Annotated in this window: 2 protein-coding genes and 1 pseudogene; all 3 read right to left on the minus strand. The window is 65.4% G+C overall.

All coding sequences use genetic code 11. The features are described 5' to 3' along the window. Positions 1–126, minus strand: a pseudogene (locus tag GV832_RS21515) (IS66 family transposase); the annotation flags it as partial. A 25-nt stretch (positions 127–151) separates the two neighbouring features. Then, entirely contained in the window at positions 152–1,765 is a 1,614-nt protein-coding gene (gene tnpC, locus GV832_RS21520) for an IS66 family transposase (RefSeq protein ID WP_168776909.1), read from the minus strand. A 58-nt stretch (positions 1,766–1,823) separates the two neighbouring features. Beyond that, on the minus strand, positions 1,824–2,143 hold a 320-nt coding region (gene tnpB / locus GV832_RS21525), incomplete at its 5' end, for an IS66 family insertion sequence element accessory protein TnpB (RefSeq protein WP_227754612.1).

The following is a 2,143-nucleotide window of genomic DNA, read 5'->3' on the forward strand; positions in this document are numbered from 1 at the left end:
CTCGGCCTCGATGGCGTAGAGGTCGCGGATGAGGGCCACGCCTTCCTCGGCAATCGGCGAGGGGCCGGTGCGGGTGATCTCGATCAGCTTGCGGCGCGCATGGGCCCAGCAATAGGCGAGTTGAATGGTAAGCCTCCGGTCTAGGCCGTGGCTATTTGGTTTTCCAGTTCCAGGGCAGGAGACCCGGCAGGCGTGAGGGTGTTGTGCCCGGTAGTTTGGCGAGGACATCTGCGAGCCAGGCCTGTGGGTCAACGTTGTTCATCTTGGCGGTGACGATCAGGGAATACATGAAGGCTGCGCGTTCCCCGCCGCGGGCAGAGCCCGCGAAGAGCCAGGCCTTGCGTCCCAGGGCCGCGCCGCGCAGGGCGCGCTCTGCCGCGTTGTTCGTGAGACAAATGCGGCCGTCGTCGAGGAACCGGGTGAAGGCCTCCCAGCGGCCAGTTTCCTCGAACATGTAGTTGATCGCCTTGGCGACCGGGTTGTGCTTGGACATGCGGGATCGTTCAGCCTTGAGCCAGTCGTGCAGGTCTTCAACGAGCGGGCGGACCAGGTCGTGGCGGGCATTGCGGCGTGCCTGGGCATCCAGCCCGTTGATCCCGCGCTCGACCTCGAAGATGGCGTCGAAGCGTTTGACGGCCTCCAGCGCCACAGGCGAGATCTCTTCGGCGACCTTTTTGCCTTTGCGGGCAGTGGCCTTGATGTCGGCAAGCTCGAAGAACTTGCGCCGGGCATGGGACCAGCACAGCGCGCTGAGCACCGGGGCAGGTTTGTGATCCGCCCTGTAGAGGTCATTGTAGCCGCCGTATGCATCGGCCTGGAGGATGCCCGTCCAGCCGGCGAGATGCTTGGTCGGATGTTCCTTCCTGCGATCTGTCGAGAAGTAATAGAGCGCCGCCGGTGGCGCCCCGCCCCCGAAGGGGCGGTCGTCGCGAACATAGGTCCAAAGCCGGGCTGTCGTGGCGCCGCCCTTGGCCAGAAGCGGCACGGTCGTATCGTCGGCGTGCAGCCGCTTGGCGGCGAGAACATGGGTGCGGATCAGCGCGTGGATCGTGGCCAGAGCCTCGGCGCATGTGCCCACCTGATCTGCCAGGGTCGAGAGGCTGATCTCGACGCCTTCCTTGGCAAAACGCTCGGCTTGGCGGTTCAAGGGCAGATGCTGCCCAAACTTCTCGAAGAGGATCGTGGCCAGCAGGTTGGGCCCCGCCCAACCCCGGGGCGTGGGGTGGAATGGCGCGGGCGGCTGGCTGATCTTCTCACAGTCCCGGCAGGTGAACTTCTCGCGGACGGACTGGATGACCTTCCACTGCCGGGGAACGACCTCCAAGGTCTCGGTGATGTCCTCGCCCATCTTCACGATGCGCCCCGAGCCGCAACAGGTGCAGGCGTTGGGGGCCTCGATCACGACGCGCTCGCGCGGGAGATGCTCGGGGAAGGGTTTGCGCCCTGGGCGGCGACGCTCAAAGGCCCCGACCAGGGATCTCGGCGCTTCCACCCCCGGCTTGACTCGGTCGGCGGCGATGTCCGTCTCCAGGTCTTCGAGCTGCATCTCCAGCTGCTCGATCAGCCGGGCGCGACGTTCGGAACTCACCCCAAACTGTTCCCGTCGGAGCTTGGCGATCTCCAGACGGAGGTGGCGGATCATGTCCTCGGAGGCCGAGATCACGGCGCGGGTCCGCGTCAATTCCTGCTCGGCCGCTGCCGCTCGCGCCTCGGCAGCCGCGAGGGCGGCGCGCAAAAGCACGATCTCTGAAGGGCTCTCCGACATGGGAGAGGATTACCATGTCGGGGTGGAATATGCCAATAAAACAAAGGGAAACGAGCCCCTATCCTGCCGATGCAGGCCTCTGCGTCCATCGCGGATTGCGCCAGTCGATGCCCTCAAGGAGATAACCCAGTTGGGCCGCCGAGACCTGGACCGCGGTTCCGTTCTCACTGACGGGCCAGATGAACGTCCCGGCCTCCAGCCGCTTCAGATAAAGCGACATACCGACCCCGTCGTGCCAAAGCACCTTGATCAGATCGCCCTTGCGGCCACGGAAGCAGAAGATCTCTCCGCCGTGCGGGTCCCGCCCGAGGCCCTGCTGAACCTTCAACGCGAGGCTGTTCATCCCGCACCGCATGTCGGTCGCGCCGCCCGCAATCC

The sequence above is a fragment of the Stagnihabitans tardus genome (assembly GCF_009925085.1).
Classification (GTDB): Bacteria; Pseudomonadota; Alphaproteobacteria; order Rhodobacterales; family Rhodobacteraceae; genus Stagnihabitans; species Stagnihabitans tardus.

What these genes read in the sequence shown, in the direction of transcription:
- tnpC (WP_168776909.1), bottom strand. Translation starts at nt 1,765, where the DNA reads ATGTCGGAGAGCCCTTCAGAGATCGTGCTTTTGCGCGCCGCCCTCGCG.